Genomic DNA, 21,661 nt, shown 5'->3' on the forward strand with positions numbered 1-21,661 from the left:
AGGCCGGGGTAACCGGCTGCCTGCATTACCCTGATGGGCTATGTGTGGAATCGTCGGCTACGTCGGGCAGCGGTCGGCCTGCGACGTCATCGTCGACGCGTTGCGCCGGATGGAGTATCGCGGCTATGACTCTGCCGGGATTGCCCTGCTCGACGGGCACGGCAAGCTCACCGTGCGCCGCCGCGCGGGCCGGTTGGCCAACCTCGAGAAGGCGCTCGAGGACACCGACGCCGCAGCGTTGACCGGTAGTACCGGCCTCGGTCACACCCGGTGGGCCACCCACGGACGCCCCACCGACCGCAACGCGCATCCCCACCGCGACGTCGCCGGCAAGATCGCCGTCGTCCACAACGGCATCATCGAGAACTTCTCGGTGCTGCGCCGCGAGTTGGAGGCCGCCGGGGTGGAATTCGCCAGCGACACCGACACCGAGGTCGCCGTGCACCTGGTGGCGCAGGCCTACCGGAAAGGACCGACTGCTGGCGATTTCACTGCCTCGGTCTTGTCCGTGTTGCGCCGGCTGGAAGGCCACTTCACGCTGGTATTCGCCAACGCCGACGAGCCCGGCACCATCGTCGCCGCACGCCGCTCCACCCCGCTGGTGGTCGGGCTCGGCGACGGCGAGATGTTCATCGGATCCGACGTGGCCGCCTTCATCGAGTACACCCGCGAGGCGGTCGAGCTGGGCCAGGACCAGGCGGTGGTCATCACCGCCGACGGCTACCGGATCAGCGACTTCCACGGCAACGACCTGACCGGCGAAGCTCGTCCTTTTCATATCGACTGGGACCTCTCGGCCGCCGAGAAGGGCGGCTACGAGTACTTCATGCTCAAGGAGATCGCCGAGCAACCCGCCGCGGTGGCCGACACTCTGCTCGGACATTTCGTCGACGGCCGGATCGTGCTCGACGAGCAGCGTTTGAGCGACCAGGAGCTGCGCGAAGTCGACAAGGTGTTCGTGGTGGCCTGCGGCACCGCATATCACTCCGGGCTCTTGGCCAAATACGCGATCGAGCACTGGACCCGGCTGCCGGTCGAAGTCGAGCTGGCCAGCGAATTCCGCTACCGCGATCCGGTGCTGGACCGCAGCACGCTGGTGGTCGCCATCAGCCAATCCGGTGAGACCGCCGACACCCTCGAGGCGGTGCGACACGCCAAAGAGCAGAAGGCCAAAGTGCTCGCGATCTGCAATACCAATGGCAGCCAGATCCCGCGGGAATGCGATGCGGTGCTCTACACCCGCGCCGGACCCGAAATCGGCGTGGCCTCGACGAAAACCTTTCTGGCGCAGATTGCCGCCAACTATCTGCTCGGGCTGGCGCTGGCGCAGGCTCGCGGCACCAAATACCCCGACGAGGTCGAGCGCGAGTACCGCGAGCTGGAATCGATGCCGGAGCTGGTGGCCCGCGTGCTCACGGGTATGAAGCCGGTGGCCGAATTGGCTTACCGATTCGCCAACTCGTCGACCATTTTGTTCCTGGGCCGCCACGTCGGCTACCCTGTAGCGCTGGAAGGCGCATTGAAACTCAAGGAATTGGCCTACATGCACGCCGAGGGTTTCGCTGCCGGTGAGCTCAAGCACGGGCCGATCGCGCTGATCGAGGACGATCTGCCGGTCATTGTCGTCATGCCGTCGCCGAAGAACTCTGCGACGCTGCATGCCAAACTGCTGTCGAACATTCGCGAGATCCAGACCCGCGGCGCGGTCACCATCGTCATCGCGGAGGAGGGCGACGACACGGTCCGTCCCTTCGCCGACCATCTGATCGAAATACCGGCTGTCTCAACGCTTTTCCAGCCGCTACTGTCGACCATCCCGCTTCAGGTGTTCGCCGCTTCGGTGGCGCAGGCCCGCGGTTACGACGTCGACAAGCCGCGCAACCTGGCCAAGTCCGTCACCGTCGAGTGATTCTCGCGTCGAGACTGCAACCATTGCGGAGTTGCTCGGCGTGTCGTGTATGTAGTTGCAGTGTCGGCGAAATGACGGTGCAGGCATGCGACGGCTGAAACTATGGCTGGCTGCTGTGTGGCGCTGGGTTAGCAGCGCGCCGTTGACCTATGCCTGGCTGACCGTATTACTCGTCACCACCATTATTGCGCACCATCTCACCAGGCGGCAGTTGCACTCGGAGCTCGTGCACGGCTCGACCAACCTCTACCACTTGGCCCGGGATCCGCTGGACGTGTTGTTCACCAGCCTGCTGTGGATTGACGGCCGCTACTGGACACCGTATTTGGTGCTTTTCACCTTGTTTGTCGCGCCGGCTGAGCGGTGGCTTGGTCAGTTGCGTTGGCTCACTGTAGGCTTGACCGCACACATCGGCGCGACGTACATCAGCGAGGGCCTGCTATACCTGGCGATCCAGCACCACCTGGAGCCGGAGAAGCTCGTCTACGCCCGCGATATCGGGGTCAGCTACTTCATGGTCGGCGTGATGGCGGTGCTGACCTATCACATCGCTAAGCCCTGGCGCTGGGGTTATCTGGTGATACTGATCGCCGTCTTCACCGTCCCGCTGATCCTGCACGTAAACTTCACTGCCGTCGGGCATTTCGCTGCGATCTTTATCGGCCTCTGCTTCTACCCGATGGCCCGAGGTCGCGGCCGCCCAGCGGTCGCCCCGGTGAAGCTCAAGGGTGTCGGCACGTGACGCCGCCGTCGACGACAAGGTGGGTGCCGGTGATGAAGGACGCCCGCGGCGACATCAGAAAGGCCACCGCCTGCGCGACCTCGGCGGGCTCACCGATGCGGCCCAGCGGCGCCGCCCGAACGAAACCGGCTCGGACTTCCTCGACGTCGAGCGCGATCTGCAGCATCGGGGTGTGGATGAACCCGGGACACACCGCGTTGACGCGGATTCCGGCGGGGCCCAGCTGCGCGGCCATTGAGCGGGTCAACCCGAGCAGGCCGGCCTTCGACGCGCAGTAGGCGGGGATAAACGGGTTGGCGGTCAGCCCTTCGATGCTGGAGATGCCGACGACCGCTGGTGAACGGCCGGCGCGCGCAGATGCCTCCAGATGCGGCAGCATGAGCTGGACCAGCATCGCCTGTGCGCGCAGGTTGACGTCGAGGATGGCGTCCCAGGATTCGCCGGTGTAGGCGCCGACGGGTTCGGCGAGCACACGCCCAGCGGCGTGCACCAGGCCGTCGAGACCGTCGAGCGCGGTGGCGGCAGCGGCGACGGCGTCGGCAAGCGCTGCGTCGTCGCAGACGTCGACGACCGCGCCCGGCATCCCGATGTCGTCAGCCACTTGCTGCACGGCGTTGGCGATGTCCCACAAGACAACTCGTCGACCGTCGCCGACCAGTGCCTCGGCGCACGCCCGGCCGATACCGGATGCGGCTCCGGTGACGACCACTCCGCTCATGGCACCCTTTCCCGCGTCAAGAACTGTGACCAATCGGGTTCTCGTACCACCGCCCAGTATTCGTTGAGCCGCCACGGGCTAACGGTGTGGATTTCGCCGTCGGGGTTTTTGAAGTAAGAGTGCTTGACCAATGGATGTGACCACACCATCTTCTTGATCTCGGCTTGGGTCCGTCGATGCCAGTCGGCGGCAGCCTGGGCAGTCGGTTCGACGGAATGCAGGCCGTTCTCGGCCAAGTGCGCCAAACAGCTATTGATATAGCGCATCTGCAATTCGGAGTTGAAGATCAGGCTCCCGCCGTGCGCGAGATGGGCGCCCGGACCGTAGAGCATGAAGAAGTTAGGGAAGCCCGGAACGGTGATGCCGAGGTAGGCGTAGGGGCGCTGTCCCCATAGGCTGCGCAGGTTCACGCCGTTGCGCCCGGTGATCGCCAACGGCCACAACACGTCGGTGTGCCGAAACCCGGTGGCATAGATGATGACATCCACGTCGTGAGTGACGCCGTCGATGGTCACGACACCACTTTCAGTAATGCGCTGAATACCGGCACGCACCAGTTCGACGTTGTCTCGCCGCAGGGTGTTCAGCCAACTACCGTTGTCCTGCAGTGTGCGTTTGCCGGTGGCCGGATAATCCGGCAACACCTTGGCCAGCAGATCCTCGTCGTCCCCAACCTGATTGGTGATCCAGTCGGTGAACATCAGCCGGGCGGCGGCATTGATCTCGCTGACCGCATAGTCCTGATTCGGGTAGTTCGGGTCGAGCCGCGCGGCGTCGAGACCTTTATCGGCGCCCGGCCACATCACCAGGAACCGGTACCAGCGACCGTAGAAGGGGAGATGATCCATCGCCCACCGCACCCCGTCGCCGACGGACTCGTGATACATCGCGTTCGGGAACATCCACTGCGCGGTGCGCTGGAAGACGGTGAGGTGTTCGACGGCGTCGGCGATGGCCGGGGCGATCTGAAAACCGCTTGCGCCCGCGCCGATCAGCGCCACCCGCTTGCCGGTCAGGTCGACGGAATGGTCCCAGGCCGCGGAATGAAAGGACGGCCCCGCGAAGCTGTCTGCACCGTCGAAGTCCGGTAGGTAGGGCCGGTTCAGCTGCCCGACGGCGGTGATCACGGCACGGGCCCGCATAGTGGTGATGTTGCCGTCGTGCGATCGTGCGCTGACCGTCCAGACGCCGTCGTCGTCGTTCCAGTCCGCCGCAAGCACCTCGGTCTGCCAGCGCACGTGCTCGCCGATACCGTATTTACTCATGACCGCGGTGAAATACGCTCGGAGCTCGGGCTGTTCGGCAAAGAAGTGCGTCCAGTCGTTGCTGGGCTCGAAGCTGTAGCAGTAGAAGTGGTTGGCGACGTCGACACGCGCACCGGGATAGGTGTTCTCCCACCAGGTTCCGCCCGGTCCGGGGTTCTTCTCCAGAATAGTGAACGGAATGTTGGCCTGCTTCAACCGGATCCCGGCCAGGATCCCTGACTCGCCGCAGCCGATGACGATCACCGGAACCCCCGCGGCCTGCTCCGGTTTGAGCGGCGCCGGGCGACGCGGATCGACGCCGTCGAAGTCGAGCTCCTCGAACAGCAGCGGCAGGTAGTCGGCGGGCACCGTCTCGCAGACGGCCCAGTCCATCATTTCCTTGATCAGTTCGCGGGGCAGCGGCGCGGGTTCGGGGCAGCCACGGTCGCGGTAGTCGGTGATCACCGGCAGCGCAGCTGCGCGGGCGCGAGCCTTATCGTCCTCCGACATGAAGCCCTGGACCTCGTTGAGGAAAATCCCGGCCGGCTTGAATTCGCGGATGAACCGTGGGTCACCGGTGATATGGACCAGCGAGAGCAGCAGCGTCGGGATGCTGACCTGCTCTAGGGCGGCGGCGATCTCGGCGGTGGGCGTGGTGAACGGTTGGCCGGCGTAGCGGCTGCGCATCAAGCCCGATCCTTCCCGTCGATTACGCTACTCAGAGTTTCGGAATAGGTCGATACGATACGCGGGACGTCATCACTGATCAAGGACCTACCTTGGGACGGATACGTAGACACAGAGGCGGAGAAGGGTGAGACGAACGAGATCACCGGCATCGCCGTGAAGACGTGGCCGGCCGCCGCATGGCGGTTCATCCGTAGCGCGCCGCTGACGTATCTGTGGCTCGCGGTGTTGCTGATCACCACGATCATCCAGCATCAGCTCAGCCGCCACGAGTTGCATACATTGCTCGTGCACCGCTCCACAAACATTGCGCATCTGAGCACCGACCCGCTCTACGTGTTGTTCGCCAGCTTGTTCTGGATCGACGGCGGAAAGTGGTTACCGTGCCTGGTGCTGTTCAGCTTGTTCGTCGCGCCGGCCGAGCGGTGGCTAGGCCAGATACATTGGCTTGCAGTGGGACTCACCGCGCATGTCGTCGCGACGTATGTCAGCGAGGGCTTGTTGTATCTGGCAATCGAGCGTCACCTGGAGCCGGAACGAATGGTGCACGTCCGCGACGTCGGGGTCAGCTACTTCATGGTCGGCGTGATGGCGGTGCTCACCTACCACATCGCCCCGCCCTGGCAGTGGTGCTACCTGGCCGCGGTGGTGGTCTACTACGGCGCCGGATTCGTCGCCAACCCCGACTTCACCGGGATCGGCCACTGCTCGGCGATCGCCATCGGTCTGTGCTGCTACCCGCTGACCCGACGCCGCGACGCCCCGCTGTTGAATCCGGCACGGTGGTTCGCGGGCCGGGCGGCTATCCGCGGGTCGCGGTGACGTAGGCCAGCGACCCGACCGTTGCCTGCTCCTCTTCGTCAGCGGTGTGCACCGAAAAACCATGAGCGACAAACAGATCAGCGGCCCGGGTAGCCGTCGCGTCCCAGCCATGGGAATTGAGGTAATCCACCACGTCCTGCCGCTCACCGGGATACCAGAGATCGGTCATCTCGACGTCGAAGCCATTCTCTTGCCAACGGTCGGTAACCTGCCGCATCCGATCCACAATCGTCGGCACATCCTGCGCGGCGTTGGCCATGTTCTCGGTGGCCAGCCGGCTGTGCGCGGCGCTGAGCGCAGTGATGTTGTCCAGCAGGCGATCCTGGGCGTCGGGCGGCAAAAACGGCAGCACGCCCTCGGCGCTCCACGCGGCCGGTTGAGTGGGGTCGAAACCGGCGCCTTTCAGTGCGGTCGCCCAGTCATGGCGCAGATCGACGGCTACCGCGCGGCGGTCGGCGGTCGGAGTAGCGCCGAGGTCCGCCATCGTCTCGGTCTTGAAGTCAAGAACCCTCGGCTGGTCAATCTCGTACACGGTGGTTCCGGCCGGCCACGGCAACCGGTAGGCGCGGGCATCCAGCCCGGACGCCAAGATGACCGCCTGACGGATACCGCGCGCGGCGGCGTCGATGAAGAAGTCGTCGAAGAATCGGGTGCGGACGGCCATCATCTGGCTCATCCGCTGCATTCCCCACTCGCCGTTGTCGTCGACTTCCGTCGGATCCAGTTCGCCGCTGGCCAGCCGGGTGAAGAAATCCACTCCGACCGCGCGCACCAACTGCTCCGCGAACGGGTCATCAATCAACGGGTTGGGGCCCCGGCTGGCCAAGGCGCGGCCCACCGCGACTCCGGTTGCCGTGGCGCCCACGCTGGTGGCGAGATCCCAAGTGTCGTTGTCCGTTCGTGGCATGTCCGCTCCTTACGAGTGGTGCTTAGCTCATTTAACTGTGTCGAACGCGACTGTACGCCTCGGGATTGAACGCGCAAGCTGGCCGCGGCTCACGGCATGGCATGGAATCCTGACTGTGATGCGGCACTACTACTCCGTCGAGACAATCCGCGAGGCCGAAGCGCCGCTGCTGGCCAGCCTGCCCGACGGTGCACTGATGCGACGCGCGGCGTTCGGACTGGCCACCGCGATCGTCCGCGAGCTGACCACACGCACCGGCGGAGTTGCCGGCCGTCGGGTGTGCGCGGTGGTCGGCTCCGGCGACAACGGCGGTGACGCGCTGTGGGCGGCGACCTTTCTGCGCCGCCGCGGCGCCGCCGCCGACGCGGTGTTGCTCAATCCCGAGCGCACCCACCGCAAGGGGCTGGTGGCGTTCACGAAAGCGGGCGGTCGCGTCGTCGACAGTGTCGGGCCGACAACGGATCTGGTCATCGACGGGGTGGTGGGCATTTCCGGCAAGGGCGCGCTGCGTCCGGCGGCCGCGGACGTGTTCGCCGCCGTCGACGCCGCCGGAATCCCGGTCGTGGCCGTCGACATCCCCAGCGGCATCGACGCGCACACCGGCGCCGTCGCCGGCCCGGCCGTGCACGCCGCACTGACCGTCACCTTCGGCGGACTCAAACCCGTGCACGCGCTCGGTGACTGCGGCCGCGTCCGGTTGGTCGACATCGGGCTCGACCTGCCCGACGCCGATGTACTCGGTTTCGAGGCCGCCGACGTCAAGGCGCGTTGGCCGATGCCCGGACCCCACGACGACAAGTACACCCAGGGAGTGACGGGCATCCTGGCGGGCTCGTCGACGTATCCCGGCGCTGCCGTGCTGTGTACGGGGGCCGCGGTCGCGGCAACCTCCGGCATGGTGCGCTACGCCGGCAGTGCACATCACGAGGTGCTCGCCCATTGGCCCGAAGTGATCGCATCGCCCACCCCCGCCTCGGCCGGGCGGGTGCAGTCCTGGGTGGTGGGACCGGGCCTGGGAACCGAGGAAACCGGAGCCGCCGCGCTGTGGTTCGCGTTGGACACCGATCTGCCGGTGATCGTCGACGCCGACGGGCTGACGCTGCTCGCAGCCCACCCCGACCTCGTCGCAGGCCGCGACGCACCGACGGTGCTCACCCCGCACGCCGGCGAATTCGCGCGCCTGGCCGGTGCCCCCCCGGGCGAGGACCGTATCGCCGCCACCCGCAAGCTCGCAGACGCATTCGGCGCCACCGTGCTGCTCAAGGGCAACGTCACCGTCATCGCCGAACCCGGCGGCGCGGTCTACCTGAACCCGGCCGGGCAATCCTGGGCGGCCACCGCCGGATCCGGTGACGTGTTGTCGGGCATGATCGGCGCGCTGCTGGCCGCGGGACTTCCCGCAGGCGACGCGGCCGCAGCCGCGGCATTCGTGCACGCCCGCGCGGCGAACCTGTCGGCCGCCGACCCGGGCCCGGGGTACGCGCCCACGTCAGCGTCGCGAATCATCCCGCACATCCGAAGCGCCCTCGCCAGCCTGTAGCGCCCGAGAAAGGATCCGTCGTGCCGCACCATCCGTCCGTCCCTGCCCACTCCATCGCCCCCGCCTACACCGGCCGCTTGTTCACCGCGCCGATACCGGCGCTGCGGCTGCCCGAGGAATCGATGGACCCGGAGGCGGCCTACCGGTTCATCCACGACGAGCTGATGCTCGACGGCAGCTCGCGGCTGAACCTGGCCACCTTCGTCACGACCTGGATGGATCCGGAGGCCGAGACGCTTATGGCCGAGGCTTTCGACAAGAACATGATCGACAAGGACGAATACCCGGCGACCGCGGCCATCGAGCAGCGCTGCGTCTGCATGGTGGCCGACTTGTTCCACGCCGAGGGCTTGCGCGACGACGACCCGCACAGCGCGATCGGGGTATCGACCATCGGGTCGTCCGAGGCGGTGATGCTGGGCGGGCTGGCGCTGAAGTGGCGATGGCGCCAGCGCGTCGGCGCCGACTGGAAGCAGCGCACCCCCAACCTGGTGATGGGCTCCAACGTCCAGGTGGTGTGGGAGAAGTTCTGCCGCTACTTCGACGTCGAACCCCGCTACCTGCCCATGGAGGAGGGCCGCTACGTCATCACCCCCGAACAGGTCGTGGAGGCGGTCGACGAGAACACCATCGGGGTGGTGGCCATCCTGGGCACCACCTACACCGGGGAGCTCGAACCCGTCGCCGAGATCTGCGCGGCGCTGGACCGGTTGGCTGCCGGTGGCGGTGTGGACGTCCCCGTGCACGTCGACGCGGCCAGCGGCGGCTTCGTGGTGCCGTTCCTGCACCCAGATCTGGTGTGGGATTTCCGGCTGCCGCGGGTGGTGTCGATCAACGTCAGCGGCCACAAGTACGGCCTAACCTATCCCGGCATCGGGTTCGTGGTGTGGCGCAACCGCGAGCACCTGCCCGAGGACCTCGTCTTTCGCGTCAACTACCTCGGCGGTGACATGCCGACCTTTACGCTGAACTTCTCGCGGCCGGGCAACCAGGTCGTCGGGCAGTACTACAACTTCTTGCGGCTGGGTCGCGAAGGCTACACCCAGGTGATGCAGTCGCTGTCACAGACGGCGCGCTGGCTGGCAGCGCAGCTGGACGCGGGCGAACACTTCGAGCTGATCTCCGACGGGTCGGCCATCCCGGTGCTCGCCTTCCGGCTAGCCGGCGACCGCGGCTACACCGAGTTCGACGTCTCGCACGAGCTGCGAACCTTCGGCTGGCAGGTGCCCGCCTACACCATGCCGGACAACGCCACCGACATGTCTGTCCTGCGCATTGTGGTGCGAGAAGGGCTCTCCGCGGACCTGGCGCGGGCGCTGCACGACGACACCGTGACCGCGCTGGCCACACTGGACAAACTCAAACCGGGCGGGCACTTCGACGAGCAGCACTTCGCGCACTGACCGCCCGGCACACGGGTCTGGGACAATCGAGACGATGCAGACGACTCCCTTGGTCCCGAAGTCCGAAGACCTGATCGCCGAGGCCGTGGTGGACCTCGAAGCCATCGCCCACAACGTGCGGGTGCTGCGCGAGCACGCCGGACCAGCGCAGGTGATGGCCGTCGTGAAGGCCGACGGATACGGCCACGGCGCCGCGCGGGCTGCTCGCACCGCGTTGGCGGCCGGGGCGACCGAGCTCGGGGTGGCCACCATCGCCGAGGCGCTCGAACTGCGGGCTGACGGCATCACCGCACCGGTGCTGGCGTGGCTGCACCGGCCCGGAACCGACTTCGCCCCGGCGTTGACCGCCGACGTGCAGATCGCGGTGTCCTCGGTGCGCCAGCTCGAGGAAGTGCTCGACGCGGTGCGCCGGACCGGCCACACGGCGACGCTGACCGTCAAAGTCGACACCGGCTTGAACCGCAACGGCGTCGGCGCGGCGCAATACCCGGCCATCCTGACCGCGCTGCGCCAAGCCGCCGCTGAGGACGCCATCCACTTGCACGGCATCATGTCGCATCTGGTGTATGCCGACGAGCCCGACCACCCCACCAATGAACTTCAGTATCAACGGTTTTGCGACATGCTGGCCCAGGCGCACAGCGCCGGTGTGCGGTTCGAGGTAGCCCACCTGGCGAACTCGTCGGCGACGTTGACCCGCCGGGATTTCGCGTTCGACATCGTGCGGCCCGGGATCGCTGTCTACGGGCTCAGCCCTATCCCCGAGCGTGGTGATATGGGACTAGTTCCCGCGATGACGGTCAAATGCCCTGTTGCGCTGGTTCGTTCGATCCGCGCCGGCGAGGGCGTGTCCTACGGGCATACATTCATCGCTGACCGCGATACCAATCTGGCGCTGTTGCCCATCGGTTACGCCGACGGAGTGTTCCGCATGCTGGGCGGGCGCCTCGAGGTGCTGATCAACGGCAAACGGCGGCGCAGCGTCGGGCGGATCTGCATGGACCAGTTCGTCGTCGACCTTGGGCCCGGCCAGCTTGACGTCGCCGAGGGCGACGAAGCGATCTTGTTCGGGCCGGGCACCGGCGGCGAACCCACGGCGCAGGACTGGGCAGATCTGCTCGGCACCATCCACTACGAGGTGGTGACCGGCCCGCGAGGGCGCATCACCCGAACTTACCGCGAGGCCCAAACCGTTGAGCGGTGACGACGAAGGCCATGCGCGCAAGGCACAATGGCTAGCCGGAGCGGCGGGACTGGGGGCGGTGAGCACGATCGCCGCGGTGTCGGTGGCTCGCTCGATGATGCAGCGCGCCGGCATCGACGACCCTTATGCCGGCGAGAATTTCGAGGCGCTGGACAGCGACCGCAGCTACGTGGTGACCACCCCGGACGGGATTCCGCTGGCGGTGCGCGAGGCAGGGCCGGTGGATGCGCCGCTGACGGTGGTGTTCGCTCACGGCTTCTGCCTACGCATGGCCGCCTTCCATTTTCAGCGCATGCGGCTCGGCGACGAATGGGGCCCGCAGGTCCGGATGATCTTCTACGACCAGCGCGGCCATGGCCGTTCCGGCGAAGCCCCGCCCGAGTCCTACACGGTGGCCCAACTCGGCAGGGACTTGGAAACCGTGCTGCAGGTGATCGCCCCGCGGGGGCCGGTCGTGCTGGTTGGCCATTCGATGGGGGGCATGACCGTGTTGTCGCATGCGCGCCAGTACCCGCACTACTACGGCGACCGGATCGTTGGCGCGGCGTTGATTTCCTCGGCGGCCGAAGGGGTTTCCCGATCCTTGTTGGGGGAGATCCTGAAAAACCCTGCGCTGGAAGCGGTCCGGTTCACTGCCCGCTCGGCGCCCAAGCTGGTGCATCGCGGAAGACGAGCGGCGCGGTCCCTGATCAAGCCGATCCTGGTGGCGGCGTCCTACGGCGACGAGAAGATCAGCCCGAGCGTGGTGGCGTTCTCGCAGAAGATGATGTACGGCACACCGGTCACCACGATGGTGGAGTTTCTGCACGCCTTGGAAACCTTGGACGAGACCGAGGCGCTGCCGACACTGGCGCAGATCCCGACACTGATCGCGTGCGGCGATCGCGACATGCTGACGCCGGCCGAGTATTCCCGCGAGATGGCCGGCGCGCTGCCGGATTCGGAACTGCTCATCGTCGAGGGCGCCGGTCATTTGGTGCAATTGGAAAAGCCGGAGGTCGTCAACGAAGGGTTGGTCCGACTCGTCAAGCGAGTCAACCCGCCGAGCAGGCTGAAGTCGTTCACTCGGAGGTGGCGTGAGCGAGCCCGCCGCAATGGTTGAGCTGGGATCGGGCACCGCGACGCTTGCCAGCGTCGAGGACACTGTCGCGCTGGGTTCGCGACTCGGGCAGCAGTTGCGCGCCGGGGACGTGGTGGTGCTCTCGGGCCCGCTCGGTGCCGGGAAAACCGTGCTCGCCAAGGGAATCGCAGCCGCACTGGACGTCGACGGGCCGGTGATATCACCGACCTTCGTACTCGCGCGAGTGCACCGCGCCCGGCGCGCTGGCGCTCCGGCGATGATTCACGTCGACATGTACCGGTTACTGGATCACAGCGGCGCCGACCTGCTGGCTGAGCTCGACTCGCTGGATCTGGACACCGAACTCGACGAGGCGATCGTGGTGGTGGAGTGGGGCGAGGGACTCGCCGAACGCCTATCCGAGCGGCACCTCGACATCCGGCTGGAGCGCGTCAGCAACTCCGATGTACGGATCGCGACTTGGCGGTGGGCCGCATGACCGGCCTGCTGGTGCTGGCCCTCGACACCGCCACCCCAGCGGTCACCGCGGGCGTCGTGCGGCGCGTTGGTGAGCGGCTCGAGGTGCTGGCTCGTCAGGTCACCGTCGACTCCCGGGCGCACGCCGAACGGCTCACCCCGAATGTGCTGGCGGCGTTGGCCGACGCTGGGATCGGCATGACCGACCTCGATGCCGTGGTAGTGGGCTGCGGACCCGGGCCGTTCACCGGTCTGCGGGTAGGTATGGCGACCGCCGCCGCCTACGGGCATGCGCTGGGCATCCCGGTGCGCGGCGTGTGCAGCCTGGACGCCATCGGCGTACAGACCAGCGGCGACACGCTGGTGGTCACCGACGCCCGTCGCCGCGAAATCTATTGGGCGCGTTACCGCGACGGTGTTCGCGTCGACGGTCCGGCGGTCAACGCGCCCGCCGACGTCGACCCGGGTACGGCGCAGGCGGTGGCGGGCTCGCCGGAGCATGCCGCGCTGTTCGACCTGCCGAGGTGTGAGCCGGTGTATCCGACACCGGGCGGCCTGGTCCGCGCGGTGGCCGACTGGTCGGAACCCCCGGCGCCGCTGCTGCCGTTGTACCTGCGCCGTCCGGATGCCAAAGCACTTGCACCACAGGTGGTCTCGCGGTGACAGCCCACGACGCCGAGCCGATCACCGTCGATGCGCTCACCATCGCCGACGCAGAGCGGTGCGCGCAGTTGGAGGCCGAGCTGTTTCCAGGCGACGATCCGTGGTCGGTGGCGGCCTTCGCCCGGGAACTGGCCGCCAAGCACAATCACTATGTGGCCGCCCGCCGCGCCGACACCCTCGTCGGTTACGGCGGTATCGCTCGGCTGGGCCGCAAACCGCCCTTCGAGTACGAAGTGCACACCATCGGCGTCGACCCGGCGTACCAGGGCCGGGGGATCGGCCGTCGGCTGCTGAACGAGCTGCTGCGCTTCGCCGACGGACCTGTTTACCTCGAAGTGCGCACGGACAATGAGGCGGCGATCGCGCTGTACCGCAGCGTGGGATTCATCAACGTCGGCCTGCGCCGGCGGTACTACCGCGTCAGCGGCGCCGACGCCTACACCATGCGGCGGGACCCGCAATGACCGTCGTTGTGGCCATCGAAACTTCTTGTGACGAAACCGGTGTCGGCATCGCCCGGCTCGACGACGACGGCACCGTGACGTTACTCGCCGACGAAGTGGCCTCCAGCGTCGACGAACATGTCCGGTTCGGCGGCGTGGTGCCGGAGATCGCGTCGCGGGCGCATCTCGAAGCACTCGGCCCGACCATGCGTCGTGCGTTAGCGGCTAGCGGCGTGTCCAAACCGGACGTCGTCGCGGCCACCATCGGACCCGGCCTGGCGGGCGCGCTGATGGTGGGAGTGGCTGCGGCCAAAGCATATTCGGCTGCCTGGGCGGTGCCGTTCTACGCCGTCAACCACCTCGGTGGGCACCTGGCGGCCGATGTCTACGAACACGGTCCGCTGCCCGAGTGCGTGGCGCTGCTGGTGTCCGGTGGCCACACCCACCTGCTGCACGTGCGGTCGCTGGGCGAGCCGATCGTCGAGCTGGGCAGCACCGTCGACGATGCCGCCGGCGAGGCCTACGACAAGGTGGCGCGGCTGCTGGGTCTGGGTTACCCGGGCGGCAAGGTGCTCGACGACCTGGCCCGCACCGGTGACCGCAACGCAATCGTGTTCCCGCGCGGCATGACCGGGCCCAACGACGACCGGCACGCGTTCAGCTTCTCCGGCCTGAAGACGGCGGTCGCACGCTACGTGGAGAGCCACCCCGATGTGGCCACCGCCGACATCGCCGCCGGCTTCCAGGAGGCGGTCGCCGACGTGCTGACCATGAAGGCCGTGCGGGCCGCTACCGAACTCGGTGTGTCGACGCTGCTGATCGCCGGCGGAGTCGCGGCCAACTCGCGACTGCGGGAACTGGCCGAACAGCGCTGCCGCGAGGCCGGCCTGACGTTGCGGATTCCCCGGCCGCGGTTGTGTACCGACAACGGCGCGATGATCGCTTCGTTTGCGGCGCATCTGGTGGCGGCGGGGGCATCGCCGTCACCGCTGGACGTCCCCAGCGATCCGGGCCTGCCCGTGATACGCGGACAGCTGCCCTGATCGCTGACGCCCCGCGGCTATCGGCCGCTGGTTTGTTGGGTAACGATCAGCAGGTTGTCGCCGGTGGCCCAGGCTTGGCTGAACGTGTCCATCGGGATCTGTTCGTCGCGGCCGTTGGGGGTGCCGCTGTCGTTGAGATGCACGATGTCGCTGCGGGTGTCGACTCCGGTCACGACGACGGCGTGGTCGGCGTTGGTGCGTTGACCCTGGCCCGGAGGATAGTTCCAGATAGTTTCCGCGTTGACCCCCGCGATCACCTTGTGGCCGCCGGCTAGGTCCTGCTCCAGCGTCTGCATGGTGTTGCCGGTCGTGAGGTTGGACTGGATGCCGTATTTGCCCAGCAGCACGACCAAATCTTGGGGCGAGGTGCCGTCGAAGTGGTAGATATCCCCATGGTGGACTTGGCTTTTGGTGAACACCCCACGTAGCACGACGGCGGTCTCGGACGGTTCTTTGCCGGTGAGCTGGCCGATCACGTCGGCGGCGGACATCAGGCCGCAGTCTTGCCCGTGTTGGTAGCGCCAGTAGGGGGCGGCGGCCTGCGGGTCACCGTACATTTGGCCGTTCGGGTCGGCCTCGGCCAATCCGCTGCCGACCCCGGCGAACCCCGCGGCGGCCAGGAAGAACAGCATGGCCACGCCGGCGATGCGGGTTGCGTGGAAGATGCCGCGGAACATGAGTTATTACTAGCATTTGGCCCTTGACGAATCCTTGGAAATGGCCCGCTACGCCCTCTGCCTGCGGTTTCCTTCCGGGAGACGACCCGCGGTGCACCTTGCGAACTGCGCACGCCAGGCCCGCCCGGCCCCATGCCCGCAGGAAGCAGCGAGGCGGCCTTGAGTGCTAGCACTCTCGTGTATAGAGTGCTAGATGGCAATCGGACAATCCCTGTGTCGGCACCCGCGACGACGACGCGAGGGCACGGACGAATGCCGAAGCACCTGGTAATTCGGACAGGCCGGGGCAGCCGCCCCGGACCTGCTACCAACTAAGTGGAGGGCTCTAATCGTGGCGAGCGTGAACATCAAGCCACTCGAGGACAAGATCCTCGTACAAACCATCGAGGCCGAGACCACGACCGCCTCCGGTCTGGTCATTCCCGACACCGCCAAGGAAAAGCCGCAGGAAGGCAAGGTCGTGGCTGTCGGCCCCGGCCGGTGGGATGAGGAAGGCGAAAAGCGGATCCCGCTGGACGTGTCGGAGGGCGACACCGTCATCTTCAGCAAGTACGGCGGTACCGAGATCAAGTACAACGGCGAGGAGTACCTGATCCTTTCCGCCCGCGACGTGCTGGCCATCGTCAACAAGTAGAAACCGTTGTCCCGCCCCGGCGATCCCCGCGACACCCGCGGGCGATTTCCGGGGCGGCTACAACATTGCCGGGGACAGGATTTGAGCCATGAGCAAACTGCTTGAGTATGACGAAACCGCGCGCCGGGCCATGGAGACCGGCGTGGACAAGCTCGCTGACGCGGTGCGGGTGACGTTGGGTCCGCGTGGCCGTCATGTGGTGCTGGCCAAGGCATTTGGCGGGCCGGCGGTCACCAACGACGGTGTCACCGTGGCCCGTGAGATCGACTTGGAAGACCCCTTCGAGAACCTCGGCGCCCAGCTCGTGAAGTCGGTCGCCACCAAGACCAACGACGTCGCCGGCGACGGCACCACCACCGCCACCGTGCTGGCGCAAGCGCTGATCAGGGGTGGGCTGCGCCTGGTGGCCGCCGGCGCCAACCCGATCGCGCTGGGCTTGGGAATCAGCAAGGCCGCCGATGCGGTGTCGGAGGCATTGCTGGCAGCGGCCACACCGGTGTCGGACAAGAACGCCATCGCGCAGGTTGCCACCGTGTCGTCGCGCGACGAGCAGATCGGTGAGCTGGTCGGCGAGGCGATGACCAAGGTCGGCCATGACGGGGTGGTCAGCGTCGAAGAATCCTCGACGCTATCCACTGAACTGGAATTCACCGAAGGTGTGGGCTTCGACAAGGGCTTCATCTCGGCGTACTTCGTCACCGACTTCGACGCGCAGGAGGCTGTGCTCGAGGACGCGTTGATCCTGTTGCACCGCGAGAAGATCAGCTCGCTGCCGGATCTGCTGCCGCTGTTGGAGAAGGTGGCCGAGGCCGGCAAACCGCTCCTGGTCATCGCCGAGGACGTCGAAGGCGAGGCCCTGTCGACATTGGTAGTCAACGCCATCCGCAAGACGCTCAAGGCGGTTGCGGTCAAGGCGCCGTACTTCGGCGATCGCCGCAAGGCTTTCCTGCAGGACCTTGCCGTGGTCACCGGCGGCCAGGTGGTCGACCCCGATGTCGGACTGTTGCTGCGCGAGGCGGGCTTGGAAGTACTGGGCTCCGCACGCCGAGTCGTGGTCAGCAAGGACGACACCGTGATCGTCGACGGCGGCGGCACTCACGAGGCCATCGCCGAGCGCGCCAAGCAACTGCGCGCCGAGATCGAGACCACCGATTCCGATTGGGACCGCGAGAAACTCGAGGAGCGCCTGGCCAAGCTGGCCGGCGGGGTTGCCGTCATCAAGGTGGGTGCGGCCACCGAAACCGCGCTCAAAGAGCGCAAGGAAAGCGTCGAGGACGCGGTCGCGGCTGCCAAAGCCGCGGTCGAGGAGGGCATCGTCGCCGGCGGTGGCACCGCGCTGCTGCATGCCCGTAAGGCGCTGGCCGAGCTGCGGGGGTCGCTGTCCGGTGACGAGGCCCTCGGTGTCGATGTGTTCTCCGAAGCGCTGAGCGCGCCGCTGTACTGGATCGCCGCCAACGCCGGGCTGGACGGCTCGGTTGTCGTCAATAAGGTCAGCGAGCTGCCGGAAGGGCACGGCCTGAACGCCGAGACGCTGACCTACGGCGACCTGGCCGCCGAGGGCGTCGTCGACCCCGTGAAGGTCACCCGCTCTGCGGTGCTCAACGCCGCATCGGTGGCCCGGATGGTGCTGACAACCGAGACGGCTGTGGTTGAGAAGCCGGCCGCCGAGGAAGATGAGCACGCCGGCCACGGTCACGCTCACTGATGACTGACGAAGGGGGGTCGGGACCTTCACCGGATCCCGACCCCTCTCTGGCCCCGAGGTGGCCATGCCAAAAACGGCGCATGTCGTCGGTGGCCCGTTGTACCGTTTGTCCGCGTGACCACGCCATCTCCTTCACCCGGTTGGTACCCTGATCCGTCGGACCCTGGGCGGCAAATTTACTGGAACGGCACCGCTTGGAGCGGACCCCCTCAGCCAGCGTCAGCGCCGAACTTGCCGCTGGCAGCATCTCCGGCAAATGGCTCCAGCGGCAGCGGGAAGACTGCTGTTTCAATCGGTGTCGGCGTCCTCGCTGTCGTCGGCCTATTCATGTCGATGCAATCAGTCAGCCTGATGACCGGTTCAGGACCGGTCTGGACCGGGGTTGCCGTCGTGGGCGGTGCCGTAGCTCTCGCGTTCTTCTTGCGCGCCGCGAAAGCAGCCCGCGTTGTCGCCTGCATTCTCCTGGCCATCTCCCTGGCCAACGCCTTCTACATCGAGAACGAGCTGTCGAAAAAGCGAGACGAAATCACGCATACTTTCGACCATCTAGGTTCCTGAGTAGACCAGGAGCATCTCGAATGTGACTAGTTGGCGATTGACTGCCGCGTAGATGCCAGAGGGTCTCAGTCTTTTGCGCCCGCGTCAGAGCCCGTGTCGGGCGGCAAAACGAGGAAATCGCGTATGCCGTGGACCGATTCGCCGTCCTTCTCACGAGTCGCTGTTACGTGGATGGCGTATACGCCCGGTTTGGTGAACATGCCCGCACCGAATTGAGCGGCGATAGGCACCAGCACGGGCTCGCCCGCGCGGGACTCATCTAAGGGGTTGCCCTGCGCTTGAACTTCGATCACCACAGGACGCGGTCCCTCCGGGGTTTCCATCGTCACGAGGGTGTCGTCCGCATCCCGCAGTTCCATTCGAATGCCAAGAATGAACGGGAGGTCGCTCTGCTCCATTTCCACAAATCCAACAACAGCCATGGGGGGAGACGGCGCAGTGGTATGAGTCCAACCCATCCCCAACGCGGAGACCTTGTTGCTGGCATCTATCTGCGCGGAGTCCGCGAGTAGAACCGTCAGGTTCACGCAAGCTCCTAGCAGTTGTCGACAAGCACTGCAACCCCTTTGGTGGCTCCGCCGGTTGGAACGCCTACCGGCACCACGGCACGCAGCGCACTGCCAGTGAGCGTAGTGACATGGCGCATGAGCACGTCATCCCGCATAGAGTCCCAATCCACGTCAAGGGCAACGAGACAGCGGTTGGGGTTTACAGCAGCGACCACAGCATCGGCGCAAACGCCGTCCTCGGGCTCAAAGACGACAACTCGTTCACCAATGGCGGGGGTCGGACCTACGTAGGACGTGAGAGTTTGCCCAGCGCGGTTACGCCGGTTGATGTCGATCTGAAGCCGTCTCATCGCTGGTCACCTCCTCTTCTGTAGGTCGGGCATACACGCTTCGCGTCAGCCCAGATTAGCGCTAGGTCGGTAAAGTCGGGCATATCGGATAGGTCACCTTTCCCTACCAAGTAGTGCGCCGCAGGCGGCATATCAGGGACCACGACCCAGCCGCTATGTTCCAGGTCGTCCGCCCAAACTGGCGCGATGTGCCTTCCCCTGAGGGGAACGATCGAACGTAGACGAATGATCGCATCATCGACTGATTCTGCTGTAGGCACAATAATCCCGCTGGTTGATAAGCCATATCGACCCGGCCGCCCCTCATCGAGGTCGTCATCGAAGGTGTCCTGAGCGTTTTTCGTACATCCCTCTGCGGTGAATGGTGAAAAACGGACGATGAGCAATCGTCCGTCCTTGGGCATGCGAAAAGTCTAGAGTCACACCCCGCCAGATAATTTCGTGATTGCTTGGCGGCACGCCAAGTAGGTGGGCGCCGTTGACGGGCCTCCGCACTACTCAGATAGTCCTGCCAGCTTGGGTTGCCGCCGCTCTCTGTCGTAAGAAGACGCCGGTAACAATCCGAGATGAGTCGGTGACCCGGCTGAGCCGGATCACGATGAGAGCCCGCGCGGGGAGTGCAGAGAGCATTGGTACATCTTGGACCACAGAGACGGCTGTGGTTGAGAAGCCGGCCGAGGAAGATGAGCAGGCCGGGCACGGTCACCATCACCACTAGAAACACCCAACGCCAAACACCCCCGTTTATCGCCGGGGTGTTTCGCGTTGGCCGTTGCCGAGTGCGGCATTCGATTCCGTCCAACTGCACCCAAGAGCCGCAGCTAACGGCTACGACAACTTCGTCTCGCAGCATGGACCGCATCTGGCAGTGGGCGTGGGATCGGCACGGCGGGAGGTATTCGTGGGCGATCTGCGCCGTCGCTGCCCCGGTGGGACTTCCGATCTACGTCGTTTGGTCGCTTCTCATCGTTGCTGTCGAGCAGTCCAGTGACTACCTGGCGGCGGCCGCCGTCACGGTCGCCGCGGTGCCGGTGCTGGCCTACGTGGTGGTACGTCCCGGATCGGGGCCGAGTCGCCTGGTCGAACAGTGGGCGGCCGGCCACGAGGTCGATCGGGTGGGGGCGCTGGAAGCCACCTACGCCTGGACCCGCGCGGCCGTTGTTCAAGGGCTGGTATCCGCCGCCGTCTGGGTCGGCCTGTTGTCGGTCATGGTCGGTGCGATCGCCGGGGCGACTGGATGGCGGCTCGCCCAATACGGGATTCTGGGCGCCGTAATCGGAGTCGCCGTGCTGCTGCCCGGGGTGCACAGCATCGCAGAAGCAGTTGCGCGCACAGTCAGGCTCGCGATCGCCGGTGATACGGGGGTCGGTGACTCACTGCCCCGCGCTCGTCCGACCTTTGCCGCGTGGTCGAGCATGTCCATGCTGGCGGTCGTGTTCGTGTTCGCGGTCTATGGCGCAATGGTCACGGCGGTGTTCGATCGGGCCCGTGCAGAACCTGTGCTCTTCGTCGCGATCGGATGTGTGTTGACGGTTGGCCTCGGGTTGCCGCTGACCGTGGGCACTGCGTTGTCGGCTTCCCTTCGACCGATTCGCGATCTCGACGAAGGCACGGAACGCGTTGCGGCCGGTGACTTCAGCCAGCGTCTGCCGGTGGTTCAGGATGATGACCTGGGCGTGCTCACCGCTTCGTTCAACCGCATGCAGGCCGGTTTAGCCGAACGGCAACGACTCCAGGCGGCGTTCGGCACCTACGTCGACCCAGCCCTGGCAGCGCGGTTACTGCAACAGGGTGATGACGTCTTTAAGGGTGAACGCCGGCAGGTGACCGTAATGTTCGTCGATATCCGCGACTTCACGCCATTCGCCGAGGCGAACACCGCCGAGGACACGGTCGCCCGCCTCAACGCCCTCTTCGAAATCGTTGTGCCGGCCGTTGTCGAGGCCGGTGGCCATGTCAACAAGTTCCTCGGCGACGGCGCGCTTGCTGTCTTCGGTGCGCCGAATGATCTTGTGCGGCATGCTGACTCGGCTGTGTCGGCGGCTGTGTTGGTCCATAGCCTCGTCGCGGAGCGATTCGGCGGCGCGCTTCGAATCGGCATCGGGATCAATACTGGTGTGGTGATCGCAGGCACCATCGGCGGCGGAAGCAAGCTCGAGTTCACCTTGATCGGTGACACCGTCAACGTCGTTGCCCGCGTCGAGCAGCTGACCAAGACCACCGGCGACACAATTCTTCTCACCAACCAAACCCTCGACGCCCTGGATCCTCCACCGCCCGGACTGGTCGACCGCGGATGTCACGAGCTGAAAGGCAAGTCAGCCGCTGTACGGGTCTTCGGTCTCGCCCCCGCGGCTTAGGCAGTT

The 21,661-nt window shown here is 66.0% G+C and carries 20 protein-coding genes; 15 read left to right on the forward strand and 5 right to left on the reverse strand.

The features are described 5' to 3' along the window. Positions 1 to 40 precede the first annotated feature (40 nt). Together glmS and G6N15_RS13135 are read left to right on the forward strand one after the other, a co-directional pair. The gene (gene glmS, locus G6N15_RS13130; RefSeq protein ID WP_083087878.1) at positions 41 to 1,909 is read left to right on the forward strand and encodes a glutamine--fructose-6-phosphate transaminase (isomerizing); all 1,869 of its coding nucleotides are present in this window, start codon (positions 41 to 43) and stop codon (positions 1,907 to 1,909) included. Positions 1,910 to 1,994: 85 nt separating this feature from the next. Then, a complete protein-coding gene (locus tag G6N15_RS13135; protein WP_083087877.1) occupies positions 1,995 to 2,651 on the forward strand; it encodes a rhomboid-like protein in 657 nt (218 codons plus the stop codon). On the opposite strand, the gene G6N15_RS13140 is transcribed toward G6N15_RS13135, so the two are convergent. Continuing rightward, entirely contained in the window at positions 2,632 to 3,369 is a 738-nt protein-coding gene (locus G6N15_RS13140) for an SDR family NAD(P)-dependent oxidoreductase (protein ID WP_083087876.1), read from the reverse strand. The two genes, G6N15_RS13135 and G6N15_RS13140, sit on opposite strands and share 20 nt — an antisense overlap. Continuing rightward, positions 3,366 to 5,300 (reverse strand): NAD(P)/FAD-dependent oxidoreductase, encoded by a 1,935-nt coding sequence (locus G6N15_RS13145; RefSeq protein WP_083087875.1) that lies wholly within the window; start codon positions 5,298 to 5,300, stop codon positions 3,366 to 3,368. Before G6N15_RS13145 ends, G6N15_RS13140 begins: the two co-directional genes overlap by 4 nt. 150 nt (positions 5,301 to 5,450) lie before the next feature. Here G6N15_RS13145 and G6N15_RS13150 point away from each other — a divergent pair, with 150 nt between their 5' ends. Beyond that, positions 5,451 to 6,122, forward strand: coding sequence for a rhomboid-like protein (locus tag G6N15_RS13150; RefSeq protein WP_083087874.1), 672 nt, complete (start codon positions 5,451 to 5,453; stop codon positions 6,120 to 6,122). On the opposite strand, the gene G6N15_RS13155 is transcribed toward G6N15_RS13150, so the two are convergent. Then, entirely contained in the window at positions 6,103 to 7,029 is a 927-nt protein-coding gene (locus G6N15_RS13155) for a class I SAM-dependent methyltransferase (RefSeq protein WP_083087873.1), read from the reverse strand. The genes G6N15_RS13150 and G6N15_RS13155 overlap by 20 nt on opposite strands. 118 nt (positions 7,030 to 7,147) lie before the next feature. Between G6N15_RS13155 and G6N15_RS13160 the strand changes: the two genes are divergently transcribed. The 8 genes from G6N15_RS13160 to tsaD are packed head-to-tail and all read left to right on the forward strand — an operon-like array spanning position 7,148 to position 14,862. Continuing rightward, positions 7,148 to 8,569: an NAD(P)H-hydrate dehydratase gene (locus G6N15_RS13160; RefSeq protein ID WP_083087891.1), complete on the forward strand. Its 1,422-nt coding sequence runs from the start codon at positions 7,148 to 7,150 to the stop codon at positions 8,567 to 8,569. Between the two features lie 20 nt (positions 8,570 to 8,589). Continuing rightward, complete coding sequence (locus tag G6N15_RS13165; RefSeq protein ID WP_083087872.1) at positions 8,590 to 9,972, forward strand: glutamate decarboxylase; 1,383 nt, start codon at positions 8,590 to 8,592, stop codon at positions 9,970 to 9,972. A 34-nt stretch (positions 9,973 to 10,006) separates the two neighbouring features. After that, positions 10,007 to 11,176 (forward strand): alanine racemase, encoded by a 1,170-nt coding sequence (alr, locus tag G6N15_RS13170; protein ID WP_083087871.1) that lies wholly within the window; start codon positions 10,007 to 10,009, stop codon positions 11,174 to 11,176. Further along, positions 11,166 to 12,278 carry an alpha/beta fold hydrolase gene (locus tag G6N15_RS13175; RefSeq protein ID WP_083087870.1) on the forward strand — a complete coding sequence of 371 codons (1,113 nt, stop codon included), beginning with the start codon at positions 11,166 to 11,168 and terminating at the stop codon, positions 12,276 to 12,278. Before alr ends, G6N15_RS13175 begins: the two co-directional genes overlap by 11 nt. Further along, on the forward strand, positions 12,271 to 12,735 hold the full coding sequence (gene tsaE, locus G6N15_RS13180) for a tRNA (adenosine(37)-N6)-threonylcarbamoyltransferase complex ATPase subunit type 1 TsaE (protein ID WP_083087890.1): 465 nt from the start codon (positions 12,271 to 12,273) through the stop codon (positions 12,733 to 12,735). The genes G6N15_RS13175 and tsaE overlap by 8 nt, the downstream gene beginning before the upstream one ends. After that, positions 12,732 to 13,376, forward strand: a complete 645-nt coding sequence (gene tsaB, locus G6N15_RS13185) for a tRNA (adenosine(37)-N6)-threonylcarbamoyltransferase complex dimerization subunit type 1 TsaB (protein ID WP_083087889.1) — start codon at positions 12,732 to 12,734, stop codon at positions 13,374 to 13,376. The genes tsaE and tsaB overlap by 4 nt, the downstream gene beginning before the upstream one ends. Next, positions 13,373 to 13,840 carry a ribosomal protein S18-alanine N-acetyltransferase gene (rimI, locus tag G6N15_RS13190; protein WP_083087869.1) on the forward strand — a complete coding sequence of 156 codons (468 nt, stop codon included), beginning with the start codon at positions 13,373 to 13,375 and terminating at the stop codon, positions 13,838 to 13,840. Before tsaB ends, rimI begins: the two co-directional genes overlap by 4 nt. After that, positions 13,837 to 14,862, forward strand: a complete 1,026-nt coding sequence (gene tsaD / locus G6N15_RS13195; protein WP_083087868.1) for a tRNA (adenosine(37)-N6)-threonylcarbamoyltransferase complex transferase subunit TsaD — start codon at positions 13,837 to 13,839, stop codon at positions 14,860 to 14,862. Before rimI ends, tsaD begins: the two co-directional genes overlap by 4 nt. A gap of 17 nt (positions 14,863 to 14,879) precedes the next feature. Here tsaD and G6N15_RS13200 read toward each other — a convergent pair whose 3' ends face one another. Next, a complete protein-coding gene (locus G6N15_RS13200) occupies positions 14,880 to 15,539 on the reverse strand; it encodes a C39 family peptidase (RefSeq protein ID WP_083087867.1) in 660 nt (219 codons plus the stop codon). A gap of 331 nt (positions 15,540 to 15,870) precedes the next feature. Between G6N15_RS13200 and groES the strand changes: the two genes are divergently transcribed. The 3 genes from groES to G6N15_RS13215 all read left to right on the forward strand — a co-directional run bounded on the left by groES (position 15,871) and on the right by G6N15_RS13215 (position 18,436). Beyond that, on the forward strand, positions 15,871 to 16,173 hold the full coding sequence (groES, locus tag G6N15_RS13205) for a co-chaperone GroES (protein ID WP_083087866.1): 303 nt from the start codon (positions 15,871 to 15,873) through the stop codon (positions 16,171 to 16,173). 88 nt (positions 16,174 to 16,261) lie between these two features. Then, entirely contained in the window at positions 16,262 to 17,878 is a 1,617-nt protein-coding gene (groL, locus tag G6N15_RS13210) for a chaperonin GroEL (protein ID WP_083087865.1), read from the forward strand. A 114-nt stretch (positions 17,879 to 17,992) separates the two neighbouring features. Then, positions 17,993 to 18,436 (forward strand): DUF2510 domain-containing protein, encoded by a 444-nt coding sequence (locus tag G6N15_RS13215; protein WP_083087864.1) that lies wholly within the window; start codon positions 17,993 to 17,995, stop codon positions 18,434 to 18,436. Positions 18,437 to 18,501: 65 nt separating this feature from the next. Here the strand turns inward: G6N15_RS13215 and G6N15_RS13220 are convergent, their stop codons facing one another. Then, a complete protein-coding gene (locus G6N15_RS13220; protein ID WP_083087863.1) occupies positions 18,502 to 18,963 on the reverse strand; it encodes a hypothetical protein in 462 nt (153 codons plus the stop codon). A 1,183-nt stretch (positions 18,964 to 20,146) separates the two neighbouring features. Here G6N15_RS13220 and G6N15_RS13225 point away from each other — a divergent pair. After that, on the forward strand, positions 20,147 to 21,655 hold the full coding sequence (locus G6N15_RS13225; protein ID WP_083087862.1) for an adenylate/guanylate cyclase domain-containing protein: 1,509 nt from the start codon (positions 20,147 to 20,149) through the stop codon (positions 21,653 to 21,655). The last annotated feature ends 6 nt before the right edge of the window (positions 21,656 to 21,661 follow it).

Origin of the sequence: Mycobacterium noviomagense, from assembly GCF_010731635.1 — a bacterium.
GTDB classification, from domain to species: domain Bacteria; phylum Actinomycetota; class Actinomycetes; order Mycobacteriales; family Mycobacteriaceae; genus Mycobacterium; species Mycobacterium noviomagense.

Bases quoted from the DNA above. Each gene is read 5' to 3' on its own strand.
- glmS (WP_083087878.1), top strand. From the start codon at position 41: ATGTGTGGAATCGTCGGCTACGTCGGGCAGCGGTCGGCCTGCGACGTC.
- G6N15_RS13135 (WP_083087877.1), top strand. From the start codon at position 1,995: ATGCGACGGCTGAAACTATGGCTGGCTGCTGTGTGGCGCTGGGTTAGC.
- G6N15_RS13140 (WP_083087876.1), bottom strand. From the start codon at position 3,369: ATGAGCGGAGTGGTCGTCACCGGAGCCGCATCCGGTATCGGCCGGGCG.
- G6N15_RS13145 (WP_083087875.1), bottom strand. From the start codon at position 5,300: ATGCGCAGCCGCTACGCCGGCCAACCGTTCACCACGCCCACCGCCGAG.
- G6N15_RS13155 (WP_083087873.1), bottom strand. From the start codon at position 7,029: ATGCCACGAACGGACAACGACACTTGGGATCTCGCCACCAGCGTGGGC.
- G6N15_RS13160 (WP_083087891.1), top strand. From the start codon at position 7,148: ATGCGGCACTACTACTCCGTCGAGACAATCCGCGAGGCCGAAGCGCCG.
- alr (WP_083087871.1), top strand. From the start codon at position 10,007: ATGCAGACGACTCCCTTGGTCCCGAAGTCCGAAGACCTGATCGCCGAG.
- tsaE (WP_083087890.1), top strand. From the start codon at position 12,271: ATGGTTGAGCTGGGATCGGGCACCGCGACGCTTGCCAGCGTCGAGGAC.
- tsaB (WP_083087889.1), top strand. From the start codon at position 12,732: ATGACCGGCCTGCTGGTGCTGGCCCTCGACACCGCCACCCCAGCGGTC.
- tsaD (WP_083087868.1), top strand. From the start codon at position 13,837: ATGACCGTCGTTGTGGCCATCGAAACTTCTTGTGACGAAACCGGTGTC.
- G6N15_RS13200 (WP_083087867.1), bottom strand. From the start codon at position 15,539: ATGTTCCGCGGCATCTTCCACGCAACCCGCATCGCCGGCGTGGCCATG.
- groL (WP_083087865.1), top strand. From the start codon at position 16,262: ATGAGCAAACTGCTTGAGTATGACGAAACCGCGCGCCGGGCCATGGAG.
- G6N15_RS13225 (WP_083087862.1), top strand. From the start codon at position 20,147: ATGGACCGCATCTGGCAGTGGGCGTGGGATCGGCACGGCGGGAGGTAT.